The 18449-nt window shown below is 74.9% G+C and carries 22 protein-coding genes and 1 pseudogene; 7 read left to right on the top strand and 16 right to left on the bottom strand.

Annotated elements, in window-relative coordinates; translation table 11 throughout:
* Together MNZ29_RS19665 and MNZ29_RS19660 are read left to right on the top strand one after the other, a co-directional pair.
* On the top strand, positions 1 to 615 hold a 615-nt coding region (locus MNZ29_RS19665; protein ID WP_242356417.1), incomplete at its 5' end, for a transposase.
* Positions 616 to 693: 78 nt separating this feature from the next.
* Positions 694 to 1017 carry an FKBP-type peptidyl-prolyl cis-trans isomerase gene (locus MNZ29_RS19660; protein WP_242340479.1) on the top strand — a complete coding sequence of 108 codons (324 nt, stop codon included), beginning with the start codon at positions 694 to 696 and terminating at the stop codon, positions 1015 to 1017.
* A 14-nt stretch (positions 1018 to 1031) separates the two neighbouring features.
* Here MNZ29_RS19660 and MNZ29_RS19655 read toward each other — a convergent pair whose 3' ends face one another.
* The 5 genes from MNZ29_RS19655 to MNZ29_RS19635 form a co-directional block, all read right to left on the bottom strand.
* On the bottom strand, positions 1032 to 1286 hold the full coding sequence (locus tag MNZ29_RS19655; protein ID WP_242340478.1) for a hypothetical protein: 255 nt from the start codon (positions 1284 to 1286) through the stop codon (positions 1032 to 1034).
* 93 nt (positions 1287 to 1379) lie between these two features.
* Complete coding sequence (locus MNZ29_RS19650; protein ID WP_242356415.1) at positions 1380 to 1571, bottom strand: hypothetical protein; 192 nt, start codon at positions 1569 to 1571, stop codon at positions 1380 to 1382.
* A 200-nt stretch (positions 1572 to 1771) separates the two neighbouring features.
* Complete coding sequence (locus MNZ29_RS25065; RefSeq protein ID WP_242356413.1) at positions 1772 to 2185, bottom strand: peptidoglycan-binding domain-containing protein; 414 nt, start codon at positions 2183 to 2185, stop codon at positions 1772 to 1774.
* Positions 2182 to 3333, bottom strand: coding sequence for a DUF748 domain-containing protein (locus MNZ29_RS19640; protein WP_242356411.1), 1152 nt, complete (start codon positions 3331 to 3333; stop codon positions 2182 to 2184). The genes MNZ29_RS25065 and MNZ29_RS19640 overlap by 4 nt, the downstream gene beginning before the upstream one ends.
* Before the next feature lie 143 nt (positions 3334 to 3476).
* A complete protein-coding gene (locus tag MNZ29_RS19635) occupies positions 3477 to 4925 on the bottom strand; it encodes an aminoacyl-histidine dipeptidase (protein ID WP_242356409.1) in 1449 nt (482 codons plus the stop codon).
* Between the two features lie 133 nt (positions 4926 to 5058).
* Between MNZ29_RS19635 and MNZ29_RS19630 the strand changes: the two genes are divergently transcribed.
* Positions 5059 to 5253, top strand: a complete 195-nt coding sequence (locus MNZ29_RS19630) for a hypothetical protein (RefSeq protein ID WP_242356407.1) — start codon at positions 5059 to 5061, stop codon at positions 5251 to 5253.
* A 9-nt stretch (positions 5254 to 5262) separates the two neighbouring features.
* On the opposite strand, the gene MNZ29_RS19625 is transcribed toward MNZ29_RS19630, so the two are convergent.
* The 3 genes from MNZ29_RS19625 to MNZ29_RS19615 form a co-directional block, all read right to left on the bottom strand.
* Positions 5263 to 5790: a ribonuclease H gene (locus MNZ29_RS19625; RefSeq protein WP_242356405.1), complete on the bottom strand. Its 528-nt coding sequence runs from the start codon at positions 5788 to 5790 to the stop codon at positions 5263 to 5265.
* 84 nt (positions 5791 to 5874) lie between these two features.
* Entirely contained in the window at positions 5875 to 6357 is a 483-nt protein-coding gene (ybaK, locus tag MNZ29_RS19620; RefSeq protein ID WP_242356403.1) for a Cys-tRNA(Pro) deacylase, read from the bottom strand.
* On the bottom strand, positions 6354 to 6962 hold the full coding sequence (locus tag MNZ29_RS19615; RefSeq protein ID WP_242356401.1) for a phosphorylase: 609 nt from the start codon (positions 6960 to 6962) through the stop codon (positions 6354 to 6356). The genes ybaK and MNZ29_RS19615 overlap by 4 nt, the downstream gene beginning before the upstream one ends.
* 105 nt (positions 6963 to 7067) lie before the next feature.
* Between MNZ29_RS19615 and MNZ29_RS19610 the strand changes: the two genes are divergently transcribed.
* Entirely contained in the window at positions 7068 to 7688 is a 621-nt protein-coding gene (locus tag MNZ29_RS19610; RefSeq protein ID WP_242356399.1) for a tRNA-uridine aminocarboxypropyltransferase, read from the top strand.
* A gap of 28 nt (positions 7689 to 7716) precedes the next feature.
* Here MNZ29_RS19610 and MNZ29_RS19605 read toward each other — a convergent pair whose 3' ends face one another.
* Positions 7717 to 8661, bottom strand: a complete 945-nt coding sequence (locus MNZ29_RS19605) for an Ig-like domain-containing protein (protein ID WP_242356397.1) — start codon at positions 8659 to 8661, stop codon at positions 7717 to 7719.
* Positions 8662 to 8801: 140 nt separating this feature from the next.
* The gene (locus tag MNZ29_RS19600) at positions 8802 to 9878 is read right to left on the bottom strand and encodes a PLP-dependent aspartate aminotransferase family protein (RefSeq protein WP_242356395.1); all 1077 of its coding nucleotides are present in this window, start codon (positions 9876 to 9878) and stop codon (positions 8802 to 8804) included.
* A gap of 218 nt (positions 9879 to 10096) precedes the next feature.
* Here MNZ29_RS19600 and MNZ29_RS19595 point away from each other — a divergent pair, with 218 nt between their 5' ends.
* Positions 10097 to 10846, top strand: a complete 750-nt coding sequence (locus tag MNZ29_RS19595) for an NYN domain-containing protein (protein ID WP_242340466.1) — start codon at positions 10097 to 10099, stop codon at positions 10844 to 10846.
* Here MNZ29_RS19595 and MNZ29_RS19590 read toward each other — a convergent pair whose 3' ends face one another.
* Complete coding sequence (locus MNZ29_RS19590) at positions 10847 to 12619, bottom strand: monovalent cation:proton antiporter-2 (CPA2) family protein (protein ID WP_242356393.1); 1773 nt, start codon at positions 12617 to 12619, stop codon at positions 10847 to 10849.
* 73 nt (positions 12620 to 12692) lie between these two features.
* Here MNZ29_RS19590 and MNZ29_RS19585 point away from each other — a divergent pair, with 73 nt between their 5' ends.
* Positions 12693 to 13877, top strand: coding sequence for a 6-phosphofructokinase (locus MNZ29_RS19585; RefSeq protein WP_242340464.1), 1185 nt, complete (start codon positions 12693 to 12695; stop codon positions 13875 to 13877).
* A 130-nt stretch (positions 13878 to 14007) separates the two neighbouring features.
* A complete protein-coding gene (locus MNZ29_RS19580; protein WP_242356391.1) occupies positions 14008 to 14958 on the top strand; it encodes a cation diffusion facilitator family transporter in 951 nt (316 codons plus the stop codon).
* Positions 14959 to 14981: 23 nt separating this feature from the next.
* Here the strand turns inward: MNZ29_RS19580 and MNZ29_RS19575 are convergent, their stop codons facing one another.
* The 5 genes and pseudogenes from MNZ29_RS19575 to MNZ29_RS19555 all read right to left on the bottom strand — a co-directional run.
* Positions 14982 to 15686, bottom strand: a complete 705-nt coding sequence (locus tag MNZ29_RS19575; protein WP_242356389.1) for a spermidine synthase — start codon at positions 15684 to 15686, stop codon at positions 14982 to 14984.
* Positions 15683 to 16195, bottom strand: coding sequence for a TerB family tellurite resistance protein (locus tag MNZ29_RS19570; RefSeq protein ID WP_242340461.1), 513 nt, complete (start codon positions 16193 to 16195; stop codon positions 15683 to 15685). Before MNZ29_RS19570 ends, MNZ29_RS19575 begins: the two co-directional genes overlap by 4 nt.
* A gap of 77 nt (positions 16196 to 16272) precedes the next feature.
* On the bottom strand, positions 16273 to 16662 hold the full coding sequence (locus MNZ29_RS19565; RefSeq protein WP_242356387.1) for a cupin domain-containing protein: 390 nt from the start codon (positions 16660 to 16662) through the stop codon (positions 16273 to 16275).
* Positions 16663 to 16752: 90 nt separating this feature from the next.
* Entirely contained in the window at positions 16753 to 17592 is an 840-nt protein-coding gene (locus tag MNZ29_RS19560) for an Fpg/Nei family DNA glycosylase (protein WP_242356385.1), read from the bottom strand.
* Positions 17593 to 17607: 15 nt separating this feature from the next.
* A pseudogene (locus MNZ29_RS19555) lies at positions 17608 to 18449 on the bottom strand (DEAD/DEAH box helicase); the annotation flags it as partial.

The following is an 18449-nucleotide window of genomic DNA, read 5'->3' as shown; positions in this document are numbered from 1 at the left end:
TACCGGAGGGAGCGTTCGGCAACGCTCTCCGTGACCGCCTGCTCCGTGACGATCCTGCGCCCCTCACATCTCGGCGCGCGCGTTCCCGAACGCCTTCGCCTCAATGTGGTGCGCGTTCGCGAGAAGAACGTCGGGCGTGGCATCGATCCGGTCGAGTGGCGACTGGTCACGACCGAGCCCGTCGAGACCGCCGAAGACGTGGCAGCTATCGTCGACGCGTACCGCGCCCGGTGGGTTATCGAGGAGTTCTTCCGCGCGCTGAAGCAGGGCTGCGCGTACGAGAAGCGCCAGCTCGAGTCCAAGCACGCGCTGCTGAACGCGCTCGCGGTGTTCACACCCATCGCCTGGCAGCTGTTGGCGTTACGCCAGCTCTCCCGCGATGACGCAGACCTGCCGGCGGACCGCGTCCTCTCCCCCCTCAAGCTGATGCTCCTGCAGCGGCACCCCGACGTGAAGCTCCGGGAGGAACCCACCATTCGCGACGCGATGCTCGCCGTCGCGAAGCTCGGCGGGCATATCAAGAACAACGGCGAACCGGGCTGGCAGGTGCTCGGAAGGGGCTACGAAGACCTGCTGTTGCTCGAGCGCGGAGCGGCGCTGGCCCTCAGGATGTGATCAATCCTGAGGGCGCAGCCCCCGTTTGAACATCGTCTAGGATGCGGCCCCGACCACCCGAGCGCGAGGAGTACACGCATGGCCAAGCCGAAGATCGAGGACGTCGTGAAGGGGAAGGGCCCGGAGGCGGTGCGGGGCAAGACGGTCGAGGTGCACTACACGGGCTGGCTCACCGACGGGAAGCAGTTCGACTCGTCCGTCGGCGGCGATCCGTTCTCGTTCCGGCTCGGCGCCGGAGAGGTGATCGAGGGCTGGGACCGCGGCGTCGCGGGGATGCGCGTCGGCGGCAAGCGAAAGCTCACGCTGCCCCCGGACCTCGCCTACGGGGCGCGCGGAGCGCCGCCGGCGATCCCGCCCGACGCGACGCTCGTGTTCGAGGTCGAGCTGCTCGCGGTCTACTGAGCGAGCAGGCCGGATCAGAGCGGCTGGCAGTGCGGCAGGCGAGCCGCGTGCTCGTCGTCCACGCGGCGGAAGCGGTACGTCCGCCCGCAGCGCTGGACGTGCCTCACCTCCCCGGCCTCGTCGAAGAGCACCGGGAACCCGGCGCGTCGCCACTCGCGGCGGGTTCCCACGGTGTTCAGCACCCGGGCGACGGTCGGCGGCGTCGACGCGTCGTCCTCCCCCTCGAGCTGCCAGCAGTCCGGCTCCGGGGCGGTCGGCAACAGGGCCATGTTCACCTCCGCGCTGCTCCGAGCACGCTAGCAGCGTGGCCCGCTCGCCGGCGGCGTCCTCGATGTGTTCGGCCGAAGCGGGGACGTGCGCTTTCACCGCGCTCGGAGCAGGAACGCCACGCCGCCCCACACGCCGGCGAGGCCGGTCGCCACGTAGAGCGCGCCCGCGGCCATGGCCCGGCCCCCCGTCAGCGTCCCCGCGCTCGTGCGCATCGACCTGCGCAGGAATCCGTCCCGGACTCCGAGCCAGGCGCACGCGAGGCCCGAGACGAGGAGCACCGCCACGGCGAGCCAGTGCAGGGGGTTTCCGCGATCGAGGAAGAGCTCGATGACCGCCTCCGGGGCTTGCCCGCGCCGAATCTACCGCGGAGGCGCGCGCGTGTCCGCCGGGCCTGCCGCCCGCCGGCGCGTGGGCCCGCGCGGGAGCCGGCTCGGATCCGGCGAGCTCGCCCGGGCGAGGATGGCTGCCCCGGCGGACCGGGCGTTCAGTCCCCCTCCCCGCCCCCCTCGCGCCCGTAGGCGCGGTCGGGGTCGACCCCCAGCCGCTGCAGGGTCTCGCGGTCCGGGAAGCCGGTCGCGGCGAGGTCCTGCGATTCCTGGAACTTGCGAAGCGCGCGCGAGGTCGGCGCGTCGAGCTCTCCCGCGCGGTGCTCCCCGAGGAGGCCGCGATCCGCGAGGGCGCCCTGGATGGCCTTCACCGCGCCGGGGGCGAGGAGCGCCTCGGGGCCCGCCGGGATGCGCGGCCGCCCAGCCTTCGGCGGGACGCCCTTCTCGCCGGCGCGATCCGGCGCCTCGGGCCGGGGCGACTCGCCGCCCGCCGGCGAGGTGGGGTGCTGCGGATGGCGGCACGCCGCGGCCGCGAGCGCGACGGCGACCACGAGCGTCCGCCGCCGGATCACTTCTCCCCCGTCGGCTGGGCGCGCGGCTGCGCTTCCCGCCTGGGCGACAGCGCGCGCCTCGCCTGCTCGACGACGTTCTCCGGCCTCTTCGCCTCGGGAGGCGGCAGGCCGGAGAGGCCGTCCTCGAGGCCGCGGACGAACGCGTTCCGCACGATCCCGAGGATGGTCGGGACCGCCTGCGCCTCCGGATCGTCGACGGTCCCCTGGATCGGGATCGTCGTCGCGACCGCCTCGCGGCCGGGGACGTCGTCCTTGAAGATGCTGAGCGTCACGTCGGCGAGGAGCGACTTCAGCTTCGGCCCGAGCCCCGGCTTCGCCGGCCTCGTCCCGGCGTCCTTCAGGATGGGGCGGACGCCGCCCGAGATCTTCCCGCCCTCGGCGCGGAAGCGGAGCGACATGTCGAGCTCGCCCTTGTCCGGCGCGATCCCGGCCTTCGCGCCGACGAGCGAGGCGAGCTCGACGAGCTGCAGGCGCTCGAGCCGGCCCTGCCCGGCGAACGTGAGCTTCTTCGCGAGCGGGTCCGCGGTCGCGAAGAGCGAGACGGCGCCCGAGCGCTGCAGCACGCCGCGCGCGGCGAGCACCGTCGGCTCGTTCTTGGCGAGCGCCTTCCGCGTCGCGAAGTTCTCGAGCGTCCCCTCGATCCGGTGCACCCAGAGCTCCGGCCGCTCCGGCTCGCGCTCGTCCACCCAGCGGAGCTCCCCGTCCTTCACCTGGAGGCGATCGAGCCGGAACGGCGCAAGCGCCTCGATCCCGTGGCCGACCTGCGGCGCCTCCGCGGCGCCCTGCTTCCTCGGCTGCTCCTTGGCGCTCACGAGCGTGAGCTTGGGCTTCTCGAGCTCGACGGCGGCGACGACGTGTCCGCGGACGAGCTCCTTGAGGTAGAGGCCGAAGCTCGCGCGCTCGACCTGGAAGTACGGGAGCGCCGAGCCGCCCGCCGCGAGCTTCTCGATGCGCAGGCCGCGGATGGCGTAGGACAGGTCGTGGACGCTCACCTGGACGTCCTGGAAGCGCCCGCGCATCCCCTCCATCCCCGCGAGCACCTTGCGCGTCCGCCAGGTGACGAGCGGGTCGAGCGCCGCGCGAGCGCCGACCAGCACGACGAACAGGATGGCGAGCGCCACGAGGAGGCGCTTGCGGCCGCGGCCCATCGAGACCCCCAGCGAAAGCTGGGAACCCGCCGCCGCGCGCGCACGCGACTCGAGGCGAGGGCGCCGCGGGGGCCGCCCGGCCGCCCGACGCGCGCGCCCCCTGGTCACCGCGCGAGCGGCTCACGCCGTCGCGCCCCGGGCGCTCAGACGCGCTCGAGCACGGCCACGAGCAGCCTCCAGAACGCCGCCACCGAGGCGATGCGCGCGTGCTCGTCGGGCGTGTGCGCGTCCTTGATGTCGGGGCCGATCGAGGCCATCTCGACGCCCGGGTACTTCTCGCCGATGAGGCCGCACTCGAGGCCGGCGTGGATCGCCTTCACGATCATCGGCTTCCCGAACACCTCCGCGTGCACCCGGTCCACGAGCTTCACGAGCGAGGACCCGGGCTCCGGCTTCCACCCCGGGTAGCCGCCCTCCTGGCTCGCCTCGAAGCCGGCGAGCGCGCACGCCGCCGTGATGCGCGCGGCCAGCGCCTGGCGCGAGGCGTCGATGGCGCTGCGGGTGAGGAAGGTCACGAGCACCGTCCCGTCCTGGGTCTGGACGAGCCCGAGGTTCGTCGAGGTCTGGACGAGGCCGGGGATGGCCGGGCTCATCGCCTCGACGCCGTGCGGCCCGGCGAGGAGGAGCCCGAGGACGGCGCGCGCGTCGCCGGGCGACATCACGCGATCGGCCTCGCCCGGCTCCACGTCGATCGCGAGGTTCGGGTCGAACGCGCCGAGCGCGGCGCGCCACTCGCGCGCGAGGCGCGCCACGTCCTCCCGCAGCGCGGCCTCGCGCCCCGCGTCCACGCGCACCATCGCCGACGCCTCGCGCGGGATGGCGTTCCGCTTGTTCCCGCCGCTCACCGTCGCGAGCGCGATCCCGTGCCGCTCCACGAGCGCGTCGAGCACCTGGGCCAGGATGCGGATGGAGTTGCCGCGACCCGCGGCGATGTCCACGCCGGAGTGGCCGCCCTTCAGGCCCGAGAGCTTGATCCGGAGCGGCAGGGTGCCCGGGGCGGGCGCCGAGAGGGCGACCTTGCGGGTCGCGACCGTGTCCACGCCGCCGGCGCAGCCGATGGTGAGCTCCCCCTCCTCCTCGCTGTCGAGGTTCAGGAGGTAGGGCGAGCGGAACCAGCCCGGCGCGACGCCCTTCGCCCCGGTGAGACCCGTCTCCTCGTCGATCGTGACGAGCACCTCGACCGGGCCGTGGCGGACGTCCTGGCTCGCGAGCACCGCGAGGCCCGCCGCGACGCCGATGCCGTTGTCGGCGCCGAGCGTCGTGCCGCGGGCGCGCACCACCTCGCCGTCGCGGTACACGGGGATGGGGTCCTTCGCGAAGTCGTGGGGGGTGCCCTCGTTCTTCTCGCAGACCATGTCGACGTGGCCCTGGAGGCACACTCCCGGGCGGTCCTCGCGGCCCTTCGTGCCCGGCTTGCGGATGAGGACGTTCCCGAGCGCGTCGGTCAGGACCTCGCAGCCGAGCGCGCGGCCCTGGTCGGCGACCCAGCGGGCCGCCTGCGCCTCGTGCTTCGAGCCGCGCGGGATCCGGGAGAGCTCGAGGAAGTACCGCCAGAGGAGCTTGGGCTCGAGGTCGCTGAGGAGATCGCTCATGGGTGGCCTCCGGTGCCGGAATGGAATGGGCGCGCAGGGTACCACGGCCCCGCCCGGCGCCCGGACCGCGTGGCAGGCGACCCCTCCCTCCCGGGGGCGTGCCACGGGACGCCGGAGGTGCGACGTTCCCTGCGTGGATCCCGCCGCACCGTCGCCAGGCCCCCGGCCGGAGGAAGACCTCGAGCGCTGCGCCTCCTGCGGCGAGCGGCTCCGGCCCCGGGATGCCCGGTCGTGCGCCCTCTGCGGCCGCCGCACCTGCCTGCGCTGCCTCGCCCCGTACGGCCACTTCATGCAGGCGTGCGAGGAGTGCCGGCTCGCCTCCTGGTGACTGCGGCGCTCAGCGGATGACGGCGGCCGCGCGAAGCGCCTCGACGACGCTCGCCTCCGTCGGCCCGGGGACGCCCCGCGCCGCCGACTGGGCGAGCGCGTCGACGACCTCGTTCACCGCGTGCCCGTCGTGGCCCCGGACCCAGGCGTAGCGGACGGAGAGCTCCCGGCCGCGCGCGTCGAGCGCCTCGATGAGGTCGCGGTTCAGCACCGGCTCGCCGGCGGCGGTCTTCCAGCCCTTCTTGCGCCAGCCGTGGATCCACTTCGAGAGCGCGTCCACCACGTAGCGCGAGTCCGAGACGACCTCGACCGACTCGCCCGCGGGCAGGCCCTGGAGCGCCTCGAGGACGGCGCGCAGCTCCATCCGGTTGTTCGTGACCGCGTAGGCGCCGTCCTGCACCCAGCGCGTCGCGCCGAAGCGGAGCGCGGGGCGGACGCGATCGACGACGACGAAGCCCGTGCCGCCCGGGCCGCCGGGGTTGGAGAGGGAGGAGCCGTCGGAGAAGGCGAGGTAGCGGGCGGGAGCGTCTTTCGGCATGGGGGCGGCAAGGTAGCGGAGGGATCTGACCCCGACCCCGACCTCGACCCCGCTCGTGACCACGAGCGGTCTGCGCGCCCGCCTCTACTGCTCGATGGCGACGTCCACGGGGACGGGGGAGAGGACGCGCACGAGGTCGGCGGGCGCGATCCCGACGAGGAAGCCGCGCGAGCCGCCGTTCACGTAGAGCTTCGGCAGCTCGAGAATGGTCCGCTCGACGTGCACCGGCATCGCCTTGCGCGTTCCGAACGGGCTCGTGCCGCCGACGAGATAGCCGCTGTGGCGCTGGGCGACCTCCGGCTTGCAGATCTGCACCGTCTTCTTCCCGAGCTGACGGGCGAGCGCCTTCGTCGAGACCTCGCGGTCGCCGTGCATGAGCACGACGAGCGGGGCGCCGGTCTCGTCCTCCATGACGAGCGTCTTCACCACGGCGTGCTCCGGGACGCCCAGCTCCCGCGAGGACACGGCCGTGCCGCCGTGCTCCTCGTAGCGGTAGACGTGCTCGGTGTACGGGACCTTCTGCTGGCGCAGGAGCCGGGTGGCGGGGGTCGACGGGGTCTTGCTCATTCGAGGAGCTCCTCGGCGCCGAGCACGCCGCGCTCGCGCAGCGCCGCGACGAGCGCCCGGCTCGCGGTGGCGTGGTTGGCCTTCCACTCCTCGTGCGCCCCGGGGCCGACCCGGTTCGCGACGGCGAGCGCCGCGGCCGCAGGCACGTTCGCCGCGGCGCACGCGGCGAAGACGCCCGTGAGCTCGAGGTGCTCCGCGGCGGCCACCTCCGCGAGCGCGCGCGCGCCCTCCTCCGTGAGCGTGATCGCGGGCGGGACGGCCACGCGGTGCGCGGGGAGCGGCAGCGTGAAGGTGGCGGGCCAGCGGGTGCGCTCGAGCGCGGGGCGATAGGCGCGGCCGGCCCGCTCGTCGAGCGAGGTCGCGACGGCCTCCGACGCCGCGATGAGCTCGCCCGGCGCGAGCCGCGCGTCGTACGCGCCGCAGGTCCCGACGAACAGGACGCGCTCCGGCGCGTGAAGGGCGAGGAGCCGCGCGGTCTCCACGGCCGCCGCGAGGGCGCCGACGCCGGTGCAGGCGACCGCCCAGCCCTCGGGCGGCGCGGCGTCGAGGCCGGCGAGCTCCGGAGAGAACGCCGCGAGCAGCAGGCGGGCGGGGCGAGCGGGCATGGCGCGCATGGTACGCCAACCGGGGCGCACGGGCGGCGCGTTCCTGGCGGGCCCCGGGGCCGCTCGACGCGCGCCCGGCGCCGTGCTTTCCTCCCGCGCTCTCCCATGCGCCCGACCTGCCGCCGCTGCCTGCGCCCCACGGAGCTCTGCGCCTGCGCGGACCTCCCGGTGATCCCGTCGCGGACCCGCGTCGTGCTGCTCCAGCATCCGCGCGAGGCGCGCCTCGCGATCTGCAGCGCCTGGCTCACCCGGCTCGCGCTCGAGAACTGCGAGCTCCACCGCGGCGTCGCGTTCGAGGATCACCCCGCCGTTCGCGCCGCGGCCGCGACGCCGGGGGCGGCGCTGCTCTTCCCCGGCGACGGCGCCGTGCCCGCCGAGGCGCTCGCAGGCGCGCCGCCGCCCGTGCTCTTCGCCGTCGACGGGACGTGGCCCCAGGCGGTGAAGATGATCCGGGCGACGCCCACGCTCGCGGCGCTGCCGCGCGTCGGGATCGTGCCTGCGCGGCCGAGCGGCTACGGTGGCTTGCGCCGCGAGCCGGGGCCCGAGCACCTCTCCACCGCGGAGGCGGTCGCGCTCGCCCTGGGCGCGCTCGAGGGCGCCCCTGCGCGCTTCGAGCCGCTCGTGCGGGCGTTCCGCGCGAGCGTCGAGAAGCAGCTCGCCTGCGCGCGCGGAGAACGGCGCAGCCCGCGCCACCGGCCAGGGAGCCGGTGGGCGGGCAGCGGGTAGCCGGGACGCCGCGGGAGGCGCGCGGAGCCTACTTCGCCACGCGCAGGTTCAGCGACGCGGTCTTGGTGCTCGTCCCGTCGGTGGCGGTGAGGGTCACCTTGGTCCTGCGGGTCACCGCGGACGTCGTCACGTCGAAGGTCGCGCTCTGCGCACCCGCCGGCACGGTCACGGTCTCGGGGACCCCGACCGCGGCGTTGCTGCTCGTCAGCGTGACGACGACGTCCTCCGTCGCCGGCGAGGTCAGCGCCACGGTGCCGACGATCTGCACCGGCCCGCCGCCGATGACCGACCCGCGGGAGAGGCCGAGGTAGGAGAGCGCCGCCGGCAGCGTCGTCACCTCGACGGTGATGCTCGCCGTCGCGCCGGAGACCGGCTCCACGGCGGTGATCGTGGCGGTCCCGACCGCGACCGCGGTGACGAGCCCGCCCGGAGACACCGTCGCGATGGCGGCGTCCGACGTCGTCCAGGTGACCGTCGCGGTGACGTCGGCCGTGGTGTCGTCCACGAGCGTGCCGTCCGCCTGGAGCTGCAGCGTGGTGCCCACGAGCAGCGTCGGATCGATGGGCGACACGGCGAGCGACACGATCGGCGGGACGACCTCCACCGTCACCCTCCCCGTGACCCCGCTCATCGGCTCGGTGGCGGTGACCTCGCTCGTCCCGACGGACGCGCTCGTCGCCAGCCCCGCGTCGGCCGCCGCGTTCGAGACGGCGACGATCTCGGGGGCTGCGGAGCTCCACACGACCTCTGCCGTGACGTCGCGCGTCGTGCCGTCGGAGTACGTCCCCACCGCGGCGAGTCGCACGGACTCCCCGACCAGGACGGAGACCACCCCGGCGCTGGCCGGCTGCACCTGGATCCCGGCCAGGTGCGGGCCTGCAGCGGGGCTCTTCTCGCCGCTGCAGGCGGCGAGCGACGCGGCGGCGAACGTGAGGACGGCGAGCCTTCGAGCGGTGTGACGGTCGGCGAGCATGCTTTCTTCCCCCTGGAGACGCGGCGCCCGGACGGACGCCTGCCCGCTCGGACGGTGATGTCGCAGGGGGACGGATGCGAGTCCGTCGATGTCGGGACACTGTCACGGGGCGTGAGGCCGCCCGCCGTCACGACCGGGGGCTAGAGCGCCCCGCCGATCGCCGCGAGCCCTCGGCCGAGATCGCGCTCGAGGTCCTCGGGATCCTCGATCCCGACCGCGAGCCGCAGGAGCGCCGGCGGCGCGTGCGGATCCTGCTTGCGTCGCCACTCGATGAGCGACTCCACCCCGCCGAGGGACGTCGCGTCGCGGAAGAGGCGCAGGGCCCCCGGGAGCTCCCGCGCGGCGGCCTCCGTCGCGAGCTCGATGGACAGGATCGGGCCCGGCCCGCGCATCTGCCGCTTCGCCAGGGCGTGGCCCGGGTGCGAGGGGAGCGACGGGTGCCACACGCGCGCGACGCGCGGCTCGAGGAACGCCGCGAGCCGGGTCGCGGTCGCGGTCTGCTGCCGCACCCGCAGGCCGAGCGTGCGGACCCCGCGCAGGACGAGCCAGGTCTCGAGCGCGCCGGGGACGCCGCCCGTGACGGTGCGGGTCGCGCGGAGCCCGTCCGCCAGGGCGGGATCGCGGGCGACCAGGACGCCGCCGAGCGCGTCGGAGTGGCCGGCGAGGAACTTCGTCATCGAGTGGTAGACGAGGTCCGCGCCGAGCGCGAGCGGCGCCTGCAGCACGGGGGTCGCGAACGTGCCGTCGACGACGACGCGCGCTCCGGCCGATCGCGCGCGCGCGACGTGCGCGGCGATGTCCTGCAGCTCGCAGGTCGGGTTCTTCGGGGTCTCGAGCCACACCACGTCCCCCGCGCCGAGGTCGGCCTCGAGGGCGACCTTCTCCACGCCGAACGGCGCGAGCGCGTCGATGGCCGCGTGCGTCCCGTGGTAGCCGCCGGTCGCGATCGCCACGCGGCGCGGCCGCAGGTGCAGGAGCGCCGCCGTGGCGGCCGCCTGCCCGGAGGCGAACGTCACCGCGTGTCCGCCGTCCAGCGCGCCGAGCACCGCCTCGAGCCGCCGCCGCGTCGGCTGATCGTTGCGTGCGTAGACGAGCCCGGCGTCGTTGTCCGCCGCGAAGGTCGTCGAGACGTGGATGGGCGGCGCGATGTCGGCGGTGGGCTCGACGGCGGCGTCCGCGTGGAGGGCGAGGGTGTCGGGCCGGAGGAGGTCGTCCATGGGCGGCATCCTCCGGCCCCGGAAGGTCCACGGCAAGCCCCGCGCGCCGCCGGCGCGTCACAGGCCGCCGAGCGCGTGGGTGGCCTCCCGATTACGCTCAGCGTGCGCGCCGCCCGCGGAGCCCGCATGGAGCCCGCTCGAGCCGCCATTCGCTTGCGCCGGGGCCTCTTCCCTGACAGGGTGCGCGCGCGGGCCCACGTCCGGGCCCGGGAGACCGAATGAAGCGCGACACCAGCCACGATCAGCGCATCGCCCTGTTCATCGACTTCGAGAACCTCGTCACCCGCACCGGCCTCTCGGCGGAGACGTTCGACCTCCAGCCGGCGCTCGACACGCTCCTCGAGAAGGGCAAGGTCGTCTTCCGCCGCGCCTACGCGGACTGGACCCGGTTCTCCGACGCGACGCAGCGGCTCCACGACAAGGGCGTCGAGCTCGTCGACGTGCCGCCCTCGACCCGCGCCGGGAAGAACGGCGCCGACATGCGGCTCGTCATCGACGCCCTCGAGCTCGCCTACCTGCGCGAGCACATCGACACCTTCGTCATCGCCTCCGGCGACTCCGACTTCTGCCCGCTCGCCTACAAGCTGCGCGAGAACGACCGCGTGGTGATCGGGATGGCGGTGCGCGAGTCGACGAGCCCGCTGTTCGTGAAGGCCTGCGACGAGTTCATCTACCTGCGTCCCGGCGGGAAGCGGCGCGCCGCGGAGCCGAAGGAGAAGGACCGGCCGGTGAAGGAGAAGGCGATCCCGGTCGTCGCCCGCGAGGCGGCCGCGGCGATGCTCGCCCGCGCGAGCGGACCGGTGAACCCCTCCGCGATCAAGGCCGCCATCGTGCGTCGCGAGCCGGACTTCGACGAGCGCGACCACGGCTTCTCGTCCTTCAGCCGCCTCCTCGAGGCGATGGAGAAGGAGGGGCTCCTGAAGCTGGAGCAGGGCGCGAAGGGGCAGTGGTACGTGGTGCCGGCGTAGCTAGGCCGGGCGCTGGCGCGCGTCCTCCTCGAACAATCGCTCCAGCTCCTCGCGGCCGCGCCGCGCGATGTCGGTGAGCTTGTCGAGGTCGTCCTGGTGCTGCCAGGAGGCCTCGAACTGCGCCTCGTCGTGCTCACGGAAGCGCTCGACGGCGCTCCGCGCCTCGGCGTAATCCACCCCCAGCGCTTCGAGCACGTCCGAGGTCATGACGAGCGAGGAGTGGAGCGTCTCGCGCACGATGCGCCGGATGCCGAGGCGGCGCAGCCGGTACGCGTGCTGCCGGTTGCGGGCGCGCGCGAGGATCGCCACCTGCGGGAAGTGCTCGCGCACCACCTCCGCCGTGCGCACCGACGCGTCCACGTCGTCGATGGCGAGGACGAACAGGCGTGCCCGCTCGACCCGCGCCGAGCGCAGGAGGTCGAGGCGCGAGACGTCGCCGTAGAAGACCTTGTTGCCGAAGCGCCGGATGAAGTCGATGTGCTCGGGGCTGGCGTCGATGGCGGTGAAGGTGATTCGCTTCGCGGCGAGGACGCGGCCGACCACCTGCCCCACCCGCCCGAATCCTGCGATCACCACGCAGGGATCGGCGGGGGGCACGACGTCGAACTCGCGGGCCGGGCCGCGCCGCAGGAGGCGCCTCCCCACGAGCGCGTGGAGCGCGAAGAGCACGGGCGTCGTCGCCATCGAGAGCGTGACCGCCACGACGAGGAGCGCGGCGATTCCCGGGTCCATGACGCCGTCGGCCGCGGCCAGCCGGAAGAGCACGAAGGCGAACTCGCCGCCCTGCGAGAGGAGGAGACCGAGCGCGAGCGCGGGCTCCGCGCTCCCGAGGGCCCGCCGGCCGACGGCGAAGGCCACGAGGACCTTCAGGGCGACCAGGCCGAGGACGACGCCGGCGACCGCGAGCGGGCGCAGGGCGAGCACTCGCAGATCGGCGGTCATGCCGACCGCGAGGAAGAAGAGCCCGAGCAGGAGCCCCTTGAACGGCGCGACGTCCGCCTCGAGCTCGTGGCGGTACTCGGAGGTGGCGAGCAGCACGCCGGCGAGGAAGGCGCCGAGCGCCATGGACAGCCCGGCGGCCGAGACGGCGAGCGCGGTACCCGCGACGAGGAGGAGCGCGGTCGCGGTGAAGAGCTCGGGGTTCCTGAGCGACGCCACGAACCGGAACACCGGGCGCGCCACGAGGCGGCTCGCGACCACCACGCCGCCGACGACCGCCACCGCCTTCGCGACCGTGAGCCACGCGGGCGCCGCCGCGGGCGTGCGCGCGCCGAGCGCGGGGAGGAGCGCGAGCAGCGGGATCACCGCGAGGTCCTGGAAGAGCAGGATGGCGAACGCCAGCTGGCCGTGCCGCGTCCCGAGCTCGTTCCGCTCCCCGAGGAGCTGCACCACGAGCGCGGTGGAGGAGAGCGAGAGACCCAGCCCGGCGACCGCGGCAGTTCGCCACGGCACCCCGAGAGCGAGCGCCACCCCGGCGATGGCGAGCGAGGTCACCGCGACCTGGAGCGCGCCGCGGCCGAACACGTCCCGGCGCAGCTCGACGAGGCGGCGGGGGTCGAGCTCCAGGCCCACGAGGAAGAGGAGGAGCACGACGCCCAGCTCGGCGACGCGGAGCACGCCCTCGGCGTCGCCCGAGAGGGCGAGCCCCTGCGGCCCCACGATCGCCCCGGCGACCAGGTAGCCGAGGACGGAGCCCAGGCCGACACGCGCCGCGAGCGGCACCACGACGACGGCAGCGGCGAGGTAGACGAACGCCGAGCGCAGGAACGGCACGGGGGACCTCCGCGGGGGGCCGACTGCCGGTTCTTAGCGGCGCTCCGGGCGAAGTGCGCCTAGGATTACCCGCATGGCACGCATGCGCGTCGGCATCCTCACGGGTGGGGGCGACGTCCCCGGCCTGAACTCCGTCATCAAGAGCGTCGTCTACCGGGCCGCGGACCACCAGATGGAGGTCGTCGGCATCCGGCGCGGGTGGGAAGGGCTCACCCACCTGAACCTCGACGATCCGGCGAGCCGCGGCCGCTACGTGCTGCCGCTCACCCGCGAGAACACGCGCACCATCGACCGGACCGGCGGGACGTTCCTGCACTCGAGCCGGACGAACCCCGCGCGGATGAAGCAGCTCCCGCCTCACCTCGCCGGCCGCACCTTCCCGACCGCGCAGACGACGAAGCAGGGCCAGACCTCGACGACTCACGACGTCTCGAGCGCGGTGCTCGCGAACCTCGAGGGCCTGAAGCTCGACTACCTCTTGCCCATCGGCGGCGACGACACCCTCTCCTACGCCGCGCGGCTGCACGAGCTCGGCGCGAAGGTGATCGCCATCCCGAAGACGATGGACAACGACGTGCGGAACACCGAGTACTGCGTCGGCTTCTCGACGGCGATCACGCGCGCGATCTCGGCCATCGAGCGGCAGCGGACGACCGTCGGCTCGCACGAGCGGATCGGCATCTTCCGCATCTTCGGCCGCGACGCGGGCTTCACCGCCTTCTACACGGCGTACGTCACCTCGATCCGCTGCATCATCCCGGAGCACAAGCCGAAGCTCGAGCACATCGTCGACCTGCTCGTGACGGACAAGCGCCAGAACCCCTCGAGCTACGCGCTCGTCGTCCTCTCCGAGGGCGCCGAGTGGGAGGGCTACAAGGTCCAGGAGTACGGGGAGCCCGACGCCTTCGGCCACCGCAAGAAGGCGAGCGTCGCCGAGTCGCTCTCCGACGCGATCAAGGCGCGAGCCGGCGAGGAGACGATCGTCTCGGACCTCACCTACGATCTCCGCTCGGGCGATCCCGACTTCGTCGACAAGCTCGTCGCGAACACCTTCGGCACGATGGCCTTCGACGCGCTGCTCGAGGGGAAGAGCGGGCTCATGTCGGCGATCGTCGACGGCAAGTACGACCTCATGCCCATCCCGGATCCGAAGCTCGGGCCCCGCAAGGTGGACGTGGCGTCGATGTACAACACCGACCGGCTGCGGCCGATCTACGCGAACAAGCGGGGGCTGCCCGTCTTCCTGAACCGCGCGTGAGCGGGGCGCGGCGGGAGGGAGCGCCCGCGCTCCCGGCGGCCGGCGCAGCGCGGCTCCGTGCCGCTTGCGGAGCGGAGGCAGGTCGGGCAGAAGGGGTGCGGGCGCCGCCTCGCGGCGCGCCCGCGCCGCCATGACCCGGTCCGCCCCATCCTCGCTCGCGCGCTTCGCCTGGCTCTCCATCGGCGCGGCGATCGCGACCATCGCGCTGAAGACGCTCGCCTGGCGCATGACCGGCTCCGTCGGCCTCCTCTCCGACGCGCTCGAGTCGATCGTCAACCTCGCCGCGGCCGTGATGACGCTCGTGATGGTGACCATCGCGGCGCGGCCGCCGGACGAGGACCACGCTTACGGCCACGGCAAGGCGGAGTACTTCGCGAGCGGGCTCGAGGGCGCGCTCATCCTCGTGGCGGCGGGCGGGATCATCTGGACCGCCGCCGATCGCCTCCTCCACCCGCGCGCGCTCGAGCGGCTCGGGCTCGGCCTCGCGGTCTCGGTCGGCGCCTCGCTCGTGAACCTCGCCGTGGCGCGGGTGCTCATCCGCACCGGCAAGGATCGCCACTCCATCGCGCTCGAGGCCGACGGCCACCACCTGATGACGGACGTGTGGACGAGCGCCGGCGTGCTCGTCGGCATCGGGGCGGTCGGGATCACCGGCTGGACACGGCTCGACCCGCTCGTCGCCATCGCGGTCGCGCTCAACATCGTCTGGACGGGGGTGACCCTCGTCCGCCGCTCCGCGCTCGGCCTCCTCGACACGGGCCTCGCCGCCGCCGAGCGGCGCGCGCTCGAGGAGGTCCTCGCGCGCCACGCGGCCGAGCACGTGCAGTTCCACGCGCTCCGGACGCGCCAGGCCGGGTCGCGCCGGTTCGTCTCGGTGCACGTCCTCGTGCCGGGCGCGTGGACCGTGCAGCGCGGGCACGCGCTGCTCGAGGAGATCGAGCGCGACCTCCGCGCCGCCATCCCGAACCTCACGGTGACGACGCACCTCGAGCCGATCGAGGACTCGGTGTCGTTCGAGGATCAGGAGCTCGACCGCAGCGCCCCGCCGGCCATCCAGGATCCGGCCGGGCAGGGCCGCTGAGCCGACCCGCCGCAAGAGCCGGGCTACACCGTCCCTCGGCGGCGGCCGAGCGCGCCCGCCGCGGACCCGCGCGCGCCCACGATCACGACGTGCCGCACGCCCCCGGCGTCGCCGCGCGCTGGCGCGGCGATCGCCTCCGCCGCGAGCCCCGCCCGACCGAGCCGCGCGACGTAGCGGGGATCCTGACCGGCCGACCAGACCGCGAGCGCGCCGCCGGCGCGGAGCGCGTCGCGGCAGGCGCGGACCCCGGCCTCGCCGTACAGCCGGCCGTTCGCGGGATGCGCGAGCGCGGAGGGGCCGTTGTCCACGTCGAGCAGGATCGCGTCCCAGGCGCCGCGGCCGGCGGTGAGGTGCTCGAGGACGTCGCCCTCCGCGACGTGGACCCGCGGGTCGTCGAGCGGGCGCCCGGCGAGGTGCGCGACCGGGCCGCGGTTCCAGCGGACGAGCGCGGGGACCAGCTCGGCCACCACCACGCGCGCGCCGGGCGCGAGCCGGTCGAGCGCGGCGCGGAGCGTGAACCCGAGGCCGAGCCCGCCGACGAGCACGTCGCGCGGGGCGCGGACCCGCGCGAGCGCCGCGGCGGCGAGCGCCTCCTCCGAGCCGTGCGTCCGGCTGGTCATGAGCACCCGGCCGGCGGCCCGGACGGACCACTCCTCCCCACGACGGGAGAGGACGAGCTCCGCGCCGTCCGGGGCACGGGCGCGGTCCACCGTCTCCCAGGGGATCACCGCTTGTTCACCGAGCGGTGCTCGGAGTACGCGCTGCGGATGTCGACGTAGTCGCGCTCGGTGAGCCTTAGCTCGCCGCAGATCCCGCGGATCGCCTCCTCCTCGGCGACGGAGATGGCGCCGTCCGAGGCGGCGACCGCGAAGAGGCAGTGCACGAGATCCATCCGCTCGGCGTCGCTCGCCTGGTCCCGGAACGTCCGGGCCGCGAGGAAGTTCTGCGTCTCGCCGCTCGCGCGGTGCTCCGCCTTCGCGATCTCGACCACGAGCGCGGCCTGGTCCTTCGGGAGGTGGCCGACGGTCTCGACGATCCGCGCCATGGCCTCGGTCTCGGCCGAGTGGACGTCGAGATCCACGTTGGCCACGCGGGCGAGGAGGAACGCGAACAGCGCGAGGTGCTCCGCGCGCTCCGCCGGGAGCGCCTCGAGGGCGCGGGCGACGCGATGGACCACGCCGGCGTCGCGCGCCGGCTCCTCACGGGGGACGAGCCCGAGCCACTCCAGGATCGACATGGCCTTCTTCTACCGCGTCGCCCGCCGCGGCGCAGCGCGTCGCGACCGACGCCCTGGGCGGGCGCCGCAGCCTCCTGCTACTTCGCGGCGCCGCCCGCCGGCGGGGGAGCGGTCGCGGCCTTCTCGCCGCCCTCGGGGCCGTAGAACAGCACCCAGGTGAAGAAATCCTCGCTGAAGTCCTCGAACCAGTGGACCTCGCCGGCGGCGGCGAAGAGCACGTCCCCCGCGCGGAACGCGAAGCGCTGGGTGCCGTTCACGAAGGCGCCGGCGCCGCGGAGGACGACGTAGACCTCGTCGCGGTCGTGAGGCCGCTGCGTGTCGCGGCCGCGCGGCGCGAAGATCTCGACCTGCAGCGAGCCGTGGCGGAAGACGGTCTCGAACCGCTTGCCCCCCGCCCGCGGCAGCCTCGCCGTCGCCGCGCTCGCCGCCACGTGCCTCGCCAGATCGAAGACGTCCTGCCCCGCCATGTCACCCTCCCGAGAAGAGAGCGGAAGATACCTCAGAGCCGGCCGCCCGACCGCGCCATCGCGAGGCCGCGCGCTCCCACGCGCCGTCCGCTAACCCCCGCCCGGCGCCGGCTGGCAGCGCGGGCAGTGATAGGTCACGCGGGCGCCGGGGCCCTGGCGACCGAGCCGGATGGCAGCTCCGCAGCGGCGGCACGGCTCGCCCGCGCGGCCGTAGACGAAGAGCCGCTCGTCGGGGTTCGACCGGCCCGTCGTGCGCCGGCCGCCGAGCCAGGTGGGGGCGCTCGCGCCGTACGGCGCCACCGCCTCGAGGAGGACCCGGCGGGCGACCGTGACCAGCGCGGCCAGCTCGGCGGCGGAGAGCGAGGCGACCGTCCGGTAGGGGTCCACGCCGGCGAGGAACAGGATCTCCGACTTGAGCTCGTTGCCCACGCCCGCGAGCGCACCCTGATCGAGCAGCGCCTCGCCGACCTCGCGCGCCGGCCGCGCGCGCAGCCGGCGCTCCGCCTCGGCGGCGTCGAAGTCCGGGGCGAGCAGGTCGGGCCCGAGCCGGGCGAGGTCCGGCTGCCGCGCGAGGCCTCTCGCGTCGAGGAGCTCCGCCGCGGGCAGGTCGAAGCCCACCGCGAGCCAGGGGCGGGTCTCCACGAGGACGCGCATGGCGTCCCGCGGGCGGCGCCAGCGCTCGCCGGGGCGGTACAGGTGCCAGCTCCCGTTCATGCGGAGGTGGCTGCGCAGCCAGAGGTCCCCGGAGAAGCGGACGAGGAGGTGCTTCCCCCGGGCGCTCACGCCCTCGACGGTGCGACCGGCGACGGGGCGATCCGCGTCGACGCGCGCGAGCGGGGGCAGCACCGTCTCGAACCGGACCACGGTCTCGCCCGCGAGCGCCCGGTGGAGGTTCGAAGCCGCGCGGTGGATGGTGTCGCCCTCTGGCACGCGCGCCTCGCTCCGCTACGGCAGCTGGCTCCCCGCCGAGAGCGCCGCCGCGGCCGCCCGGCGCGTGAGCTGGAGCCCCGCCGCGGTGGGCACGAACCCGGCCGCCTGGAGATACCCCGCGAGCGGGTGCGCCGCTGCGGGACCGCCGTCGATCTCCACGACGAGCGCCGCCTCCGCCTTGCCGTGCAGGGCGCGGACGAGCTCGGTGAGCGCCGCCGCGATGGCGGCGCCGGCGTGCGAGCGCTCCGGCTCGAACTCCGGGAGCCACGCGAAGAGCTGGCGCGCGCCGCGCGCCACGTAGGCCGCGAGCTCGCCGTCCACGAGCACCACGTAGGCGCCGACCGCGCGCGCGGGCCGCTTCCCCTCCGGGGCGCCCTGCACCGCGGGCCAGTCGAGCAGCGCGCCGTACGGGTTCGCGGGGTCCGTCGCGGCGAGCGTCACGACCTCCGGCGTCTCCGGCGGCTCGCGCAGGGAGCGCAGCAGGTCGAGCACGCCCGGCTGGGCGAACTGCATCGCGCCCACGCCGCCGACGAAGTAGCCGCGCCGGATCCGGCCGCTCTCCTCGAGGTGGCGGAGCACGTCGTAGACCGCGCTGAACCCGCCGGGCAAGGACTCCGCCGCGGCGGCGCCGCGGGTGACGAGGCCGTAGCGGACGAGGAGCTGCTGCGCCGTCGCCGCGCTCCACTCGGTCGCGGTCGGGATCCCGCCCGCGAGCTCCCGGCGCGCGGCGACGAGCGTCCAGCGCCCTCCGGCGGCGGGCGGTGCGGCCCGGCGCGACCGGAACGCGGCCGGAGCGCGCGCGACGACCCGGCCGCGCTCGCGGCGGGCGGCGGCCGGCTCGGCGTAGGCGCGGAGCT

It is taken from the genome of Anaeromyxobacter sp. SG64, from assembly GCF_022690745.1.
Classification (GTDB): domain Bacteria; phylum Myxococcota; class Myxococcia; order Myxococcales; family Anaeromyxobacteraceae; genus Anaeromyxobacter; species Anaeromyxobacter soli.
Note: the sequence above shows the minus strand (reverse complement) of the source record. Positions and strands in the feature narration are given on the sequence as shown.